The 6852-nt window shown below is 70.1% G+C and carries 6 protein-coding genes and 1 pseudogene; all 7 read left to right on the forward strand.

The window, feature by feature from the left end; all coding sequences use genetic code 11:
* Positions 1 to 21 precede the first annotated feature (21 nt).
* A pseudogene (locus ACFOW8_RS24165) lies at positions 22 to 2687 on the forward strand (fumarate reductase/succinate dehydrogenase flavoprotein subunit).
* Positions 2687 to 2914, forward strand: a complete 228-nt coding sequence (locus ACFOW8_RS24170) for a 4Fe-4S dicluster domain-containing protein (protein WP_378553749.1) — start codon at positions 2687 to 2689, stop codon at positions 2912 to 2914. Before ACFOW8_RS24165 ends, ACFOW8_RS24170 begins: the two are co-directional and overlap by 1 nt.
* 14 nt (positions 2915 to 2928) lie before the next feature.
* Positions 2929 to 4350, forward strand: a complete 1422-nt coding sequence (locus ACFOW8_RS24175) for an ABC transporter substrate-binding protein (RefSeq protein ID WP_378553750.1) — start codon at positions 2929 to 2931, stop codon at positions 4348 to 4350.
* 31 nt (positions 4351 to 4381) lie between these two features.
* Positions 4382 to 5242 (forward strand): ABC transporter permease, encoded by an 861-nt coding sequence (locus ACFOW8_RS24180; protein WP_378553751.1) that lies wholly within the window; start codon positions 4382 to 4384, stop codon positions 5240 to 5242.
* A complete protein-coding gene (locus ACFOW8_RS24185; protein ID WP_378553752.1) occupies positions 5239 to 5994 on the forward strand; it encodes an ABC transporter ATP-binding protein in 756 nt (251 codons plus the stop codon). The genes ACFOW8_RS24180 and ACFOW8_RS24185 overlap by 4 nt, the downstream gene beginning before the upstream one ends.
* On the forward strand, positions 5991 to 6326 hold the full coding sequence (gene fdxA, locus ACFOW8_RS24190) for a ferredoxin (protein WP_378553753.1): 336 nt from the start codon (positions 5991 to 5993) through the stop codon (positions 6324 to 6326). The genes ACFOW8_RS24185 and fdxA overlap by 4 nt, the downstream gene beginning before the upstream one ends.
* Positions 6323 to 6852 (forward strand): FAD-dependent oxidoreductase (locus tag ACFOW8_RS24195; protein WP_378553755.1); only part of this gene is annotated, 530 nt, incomplete at its 3' end. The genes fdxA and ACFOW8_RS24195, both read left to right, overlap by 4 nt.

Below are 6852 nucleotides of genomic sequence, written 5' to 3' on the forward strand. Positions count from 1 at the left end.
CAACGAAAGGGGCTGATTCCCATGGAGATTCCTCCGCTCACCGACCGTCGAGAGCTGCACTGCGATGTTCTCGTCGTCGGCGGTGGTACCGCGGGCACGATGGCCGCGCTCACCGCCGCCAGACACGGCGCGCAGGTGTTGCTGCTGGAGAAGGCGCATGTGCGGCATTCCGGGGCACTGGCGATGGGCATGGACGGCGTCAACAACGCCGTGGTGCCGGGCAAGGCCAGTCCGGAGGACTACGTCGCCGACATCACCGTCGCCAACGACGGCATCGTCAACCAGCGCACCGTCTACGAGACGGCGACCCGCGGCTTCGAGATGGTGCAGCGGCTCGAGGGCTACGGCGTGAAGTTCGAGAAGGACGAGCACGGCGAATACGCGGTGCGCAAGGTGCACCGGTCCGGCTCGTACGTGCTGCCGATGCCGGAGGGCCGCGACGTGAAGAAGGTCCTCTACCGCACGCTGCGGGCCCGCGACGTGCGCGCCAAGGTGACCATCTCCAACCGGGTGATGCCGGTGCGGGTGCTCACCGAGAACGGGCGCGCGGTGGGCGCCGCCGGGTTCGATACGCGCACCGGCGAATTCGTGACCATCTCGGCGGGTGCGGTGATCCTGGCTGCGGGCGCGTGCGGCAGGCTCGGGCTGCCGTCCTCCGGGTACCTCTACGGCACCTACGAGAACCCGACCAACGCCGGCGACGGCTACGCCATGGCCTATCACGCGGGCGCCGAGCTGTCGGGCATCGAGTGTTTCCAGATCAATCCGCTGATCAAGGACTACAACGGACCGGCGTGCGCGTATGTCGCCAACCCGTTCGGCGGCTACCAGGTGAACGCCGAGGGCAACCGGTTCGTCGACTGCGACTACTGGTCCGGACAGATGATGGCCGAGGTCAAACGCGAGCTCGACAGCGCGCGCGGCCCGATCTACCTGAAATTGAGTCACCTGCCCGATGCCACGATCCGCGAGATCGAAGGGATCCTGCACACCACGGAGCGGCCGACCCGCGGCACCTTCCATGAGGGACGCGGCACCGACTACCGCACCCGCGACATCGAGATGCACATCTCCGAGATCGGTTTGTGCAGTGGGCATTCCGCCTCCGGCGTGTGGGTCGACGAACACGCCGCCACCACCGTGCCGGGACTGTACGCGGCCGGCGACATGGCGCTGGTTCCGCACAACTACATGATCGGGGCGTTCGTCTACGGTGACATCGCCGGCGAGCACGCGAGCGCCTACGCCGCCGGAGCGAGCCGTCCCGAGCTGCCCGCCGACCAGATCGAGGCCGCCCACGAGCTGATCTACCGGCCGCTGGGCAATCCGGACGGACCGCCACAGACGCAGGTCGAGTACAAGTTGCGCCGGTTCGTCAACGACTATCTGCAACCGCCCAAGGCCCAGTCCTATCTCACTCTCGGTGTGGCCGCGTTCGAACGGATGCGCGCGGAGATCGCGGGTATGGGCGGGCAGACACCGCACGAACTGATGCGCTGCGCCGAGGTGACCTTCATCCGTGACTGCGCCGAGATGGCGGCCCGCGCCTCGCTGCGCCGCACCGAGAGCCGGTGGGGGCTCTACCATCAGCGCGCCGACTGGCCCGCCCGCGACGACGCGGAATGGTTCTGTCACCTCAACCTGTATCGTGGCGCGACCGGGGCGATGGAGTTCCGCACCAGGCCGGTGGCTCCCTATATCGTCCCGGTTCCCGGATTCGTGCGTCCCGACGGCGTCGCCGATGTCGCCGCGCCCGAACTCGTCGGCGCGTGGGGTGCGCGATGAGCGCGCGCCTGCTGGCCTTGCTCGACCTGGCCGACGAATGTCCCGAACTCGACGAGCTGACCCCCTATCTCACCGACCCCGATCCCGAGGTCCGGCGCACCGCGCTGTCGGTGCTCAGCGAGACCACCGACGCCTGGGCCGAGGCGGCGCCGATCTTCGCCGGTGCGCTCGCCGACGCCGATGTCGATGTGCGGCACGCCGCGATCGGGCTGCTCACCGAGCTGCTCGAGGTGCTGGTGCCGGGGCCCGAATTCGATGCGGCGCTGCGTGGTTCGGTGTCCGCGCCGGAGCCGGCGGTGCGTTCGGCCGCGATCGAGGCGCTGTGGCGGCACCGCAGGGTCGGCGCGGCGGAACTGCTCGCCTGGCTGGCCGATCCGAATGTCGCGGTGCGGCGCACCGTGGTGGGCGGGCTCACCTCCGTCGACGCCATCGACGAACTGGCGGCGGCCGCGACCGACGAGGACCAGAACGTGCGCATCGGTGTGGCGAAAGGCCTCGCCGCCGTGGGCGACCCGCGCGGTGCGGTGACCCTGCTCGCCCTCGCGGCCGACCCCGAACCGCTGGTCAGGGCCGCCGCGCTGGCGAGTCTGGCGGGCACCGGGTGCGACGACACGGCCGCGGGGATCGCGGCCGCGGCCCTGGCCGACCCCGCCTGGCAGGTCAGGCAGGGGGCGGCGATCGCCCTGGCGGCGGCCGATCCCGATCTGGCGGCGGCACCACTGCTCACCGCCGTGTCCGACCCCAATCTCGATGTCCGTAAGGCGGCGGTGCGAGCGCTGGCCGAGCGGATCGCCGAGCGCCGTGACATAACCGCGGCGCTGCAGCGGGCACTCGACGACCCGGACGCCGACGTCCGCGCGTTCGCCCGCATCGGCATCGCCAACTCCGGAAAGGAACTCTGATGGCCCAGGCCAATGCCCGCGTCGACGTCCCTGTGTCGGTCGACGAAGCCACCTGTATCGACGGCTGCACCCTGTGCGTCGATATGTGTCCCCTCGATTCCCTTGCCATCCACCCGGATTCGGGCAAGGCCTACATGCACGTCGACGAGTGCTGGTACTGCGGGCCGTGCGCCGCGCGGTGCCCGGTCGGCGCGGTCACCGTGAACATCCCGATCCTGTTGCGCTAGAGGAAGACCCGATCATGAGAACCACCTGTACCCGCCTGACCGCCCTGCTGCTCGGCAGCGCCGCGGTCGTCACCCTCGCCAGCGGCTGCGGCGCCGGTGACGACGGCAAGACCGTCACCGTGAACATCGGCTACCAGTCCAAGACCATCAACACCGTCACCGCGGGCACGCTCCTGCGCGACCGCGGCACCTTCGAAGCCGAACTCGCCGAACTCGGCAAGGCCAAAGGTGTGACCTACAAAGTGGAGTGGAAGGACTTCGCCGCGGGCCCGCCGCTGACCGCGCAGATGCTGGCGGGCCAGGTCGACATCGGTTCGATGGGCGACGCGCCGATCCTGGTGAACGGCTCCAAGACCCGTGATCACGCCGACGTGAAGTCCGAACTGATCGCCGTCACCGGCTACAACCTGCGCGGCTCGCTCAATCAGGTGGTGGTGCCGACGGATTCGCCCGCGGCGACCATCGCGGACCTGCGCGGGCAGGTGGTCTCGACCAGCGTCGGCTCGGCCGCGCACGGCATGCTGGCCACCGGGCTGGCCTCGGCCGGGATGACCCTCGACGACGTGCAGGTGCTCGGCCAGGACCCCGCGGTGGGTGCCTCGGCACTGCAGGGCGGTCAGGTGGCCGCGCTCGCCCAGTTCGTGCCGTGGCCGCAGAAGCTCGTCTTCGACGGCAGCGCGCGACTGCTGCACGACGGCGGTGCCGCCGGCATCGCCACCTTCCACGCGGTGGTGGCCAACGAGCAGTTCGGGGTCGAGCATCCCGATGTGGTCGCCGCGTTCCTGACCGCGCAGCGCAAGACCACCGACTATCTGAACCAGAATCCGCTCGCGGCGGCGCTGCAGGTGGCCGAGGCGACCGGGCTGCCGCCCGAGGTCGTCTACCTCTACAACGGGCCCAACGGCCTGGTGAACTTCGATCCGACGATCAAGCCACAACTGGTCACCGCGCTGGGCGAGCTGCTGCCCTTCCTGCAGAGCCTCGGCGCGCTCTCGGATCTCGACCTCGGCGAGTTCGTCGATGACCGCTACCTGCGGACGGTGTACGGGGACGAGTACGACGCGGCCGTCGCCTCGGTCGCCGCGCCCGCCCCGCTGACCGGCGCGGACACCGTGTGCGGCGGAGCGGTCGACGGGCTGGCCACCGCCTCGGAGGTGTGGTTCGCCGACGCGGAGACCACCGCGGTGGCCAAGACCCCGACGTGCCTGCTGCGCCGAATCGGCGCCGAGAGCGCGGCTGTGCGCGCGGCCTACGTGCCCGACCACGGCACCGGGATCCGATTGTTCGCCGAGGCGGCCACCTGGGTCAGCGACCCGGCTGCCGGACCGGACGATCGGTTGCTGCCCTTCGCGATCCGCGCCGACGCGCAACAGTACGCGGCCGCGCATCCCGGCGCGACCGTGCTCGACTACCAGGCCGCGCTGACCGCGCGCTAGCCCACCGGCACGCCAGAACAGGAGGCCAGACATGACCGTTTCCGCGACCCTCACCGCCCCTGCCGCGGCCGCGGGGGACACCGCACCCTCGATCACCACCCGCACCCGACTGCCGGTACCGCCCACGGTGCGCCGCGCGGCCCTGACCGCGGTGCCGCTGACGGCGCTGCTGCTGGCCTGGTACGTGCTCACCACCAACGAGGTGGTGCTCTGGTTGCGGTTCGACAAGATCCCCACGCCGGCCGAGGTGCTGGACGCGCTGCGCACCCAGTGGGGATCGGCGAGCTACTACCGCGACATTCTCGCCAGCACCCGCCGCATCCTGGTCGGTTTCGGGCTCGCCACGCTGTCCGGGGTGCTCGTCGGGATGGCGGTCGGCCGTTCGGCGCTGGTCAGCGCGCTGGTGCGGCCGGTGCTCGAGGTGTTCCGGCCGATCCCGGCGATCGCGCTGGTGCCGCTGGCGATCCTGCTGTTCCCGACGGGGGAGCAGGGCATCGTGTTCATCACCTTCTTCGCGGCGTTCTTCCCGGTCGCGGTGAGCACCATCCACGCCATGCACGCGCTGCCGCGGGTGTGGGAGGAGGCCGCGCACACCCTCGGCGCGCGCCGCCGCGACATCCTGTTCCAGATCGCGTTGCCGGGGGCGCTGCCCGGCATCTTCTCCGGCCTCTCGGTGGCCATGGGCGTGGCCTGGATCTGTGTGATCAGCGCCGAGATGATCTCCGGACAGTTCGGCATCGGCTACTTCACCTGGCAGTCCTACGGATTGCTCGACTATCCGGGGGTGATCGTCGGGATGCTCACCATCGGGTTGCTCGGCTGGTTCACCGCGTGGCTGGTCGAACTGGCGGGGCGCCGGGTGAACCGGTGGCTGCCCAGGGCGCAGCGATGAGCGCCGGCGCCGCGGTGCGGCTGGACGGGTTGCGCATCGCCTACGGCACGAGCCTGGCCGCCGAGGTCGATCTCGACATCGAGGCGGGACAGATCATCGTGCTGCTCGGTCCGTCCGGGTGCGGCAAGTCGACGGTGTTGCGGGCGATGGCCGGGCTGCTGCCGCCGGTCGGCGGCACGATCACCGTGGACGGCGCGGCCGCGGCACAGCACTGCTCGATGGTCTTCCAGGAGGACGCGCTGCTGCCGTGGCGGACCGCGCGCCGCAATGTGGAGTTCGCGCTGAAGCTGCGCGGCGTCTCGCGCCGCAACCGCCGCACCGAGGCGCAAGAGCTGCTGAATCTGGTGGGGCTCGACGACTTCGGTGACCATCTGCCCGGTGCGCTGTCGGGCGGCATGCGCCAGCGGGTGCAGCTGGCGCGGACCTTGGCCGCCCAGCCGCGGGTGTTGCTGATGGACGAACCGTTCGGCGCGCTGGACGCGCAGACTCGCGCCGACATGCAGCGCTTGCTGATCTCGGTGTGGCAGCAGCGCCGGACCACGGTGCTGTTCGTCACCCACGACGTCGACGAGGCGCTGCTGCTCGCGGACCGGATCGTGCTGCTCACCCCGCGACCGGCCCGGATCCAGCGGGTGATCGAGATCGAGAGCCCGCGGGCGCCCGGCGCGCGATTCGAACCCGAATTCGCCCGGCTGCGTTACGAAATCCTCGCCGCGCTCGGCGAGCCGAACGAGAAGGAACTACAGCCATGACTTTCGTCATCGGAGCGGCTTGCGTGGACGTGATGGACCGCGCCTGTGTCGAGGAATGCCCGGTCGATTGCATCTACACCGGCGACCGGATGGCCTACATCCATCCCACCGAGTGCGTGGATTGCGGTGCGTGCGAACCGGTCTGCCCGGTCGAGGCGATCTATCTCGACGCGGATCTGCCTGCCGGACAAGAAGATTTCGTCGCGGCCAACGCCGCCTTCTTCGCCGAACCGCTGCCCGGTCGGGCAGCGGCGCTCGGCTCGCCGGGCAGCGCCGCGAAAGTCGGTGATCTCGGGGTGGATACACCGTTCGTCGCGGAGTACGGGAAATGACGGGGTCGCATCGCCTGCGGGTGGCGATCGTGGGCGCGGGACCGGCCGGTATCTACGCCGCCGACGCGTTGATGAAGTCCGACGCCGAGGTGAGCATCGACCTCTACGAGCGCATGCCCGCCCCGTTCGGCCTGATCCGCTACGGTGTCGCGCCCGACCACCCGCGCATCAAGGGCATCATCACCGCCCTGCACAAGGTGCTCGACAAGGACCAGGTGCGCCTGCTCGGCAATATCGATTACGGCACCGACATCACCCTCGACGACCTGCGTCAGTTCTACGACGCGGTGATCTTCTCCACCGGCGCCAACGCCGACCGCGCCCTGCCGATCCCCGGTATCGACCTCGACGGTTCCTACGGTGCCGCCGACTTCGTGTCCTGGTACGACGGGCACCCGGATGTGCCGCGCTCGTGGCCGCTGGAGGCGGAGAAGGTCGCCGTGCTCGGTGTCGGCAACGTCGCCTTGGACGTGGCGCGGGTGCTGGCCAAGACCGGTGACGAGCTGCTGCCGACCGAGATCCCGCC

Origin of the sequence: Nocardia rhizosphaerae, from assembly GCF_042650365.1 — a bacterium.
GTDB classification, from domain to species: domain Bacteria; phylum Actinomycetota; class Actinomycetes; order Mycobacteriales; family Mycobacteriaceae; genus Nocardia; species Nocardia rhizosphaerae.

Bases quoted from the DNA above. Each gene is read 5' to 3' on its own strand.
- ACFOW8_RS24170 (WP_378553749.1), top strand. From the start codon at position 2,687: ATGGCCCAGGCCAATGCCCGCGTCGACGTCCCTGTGTCGGTCGACGAA.
- ACFOW8_RS24175 (WP_378553750.1), top strand. From the start codon at position 2,929: ATGAGAACCACCTGTACCCGCCTGACCGCCCTGCTGCTCGGCAGCGCC.
- ACFOW8_RS24180 (WP_378553751.1), top strand. From the start codon at position 4,382: ATGACCGTTTCCGCGACCCTCACCGCCCCTGCCGCGGCCGCGGGGGAC.
- ACFOW8_RS24185 (WP_378553752.1), top strand. From the start codon at position 5,239: ATGAGCGCCGGCGCCGCGGTGCGGCTGGACGGGTTGCGCATCGCCTAC.
- fdxA (WP_378553753.1), top strand. From the start codon at position 5,991: ATGACTTTCGTCATCGGAGCGGCTTGCGTGGACGTGATGGACCGCGCC.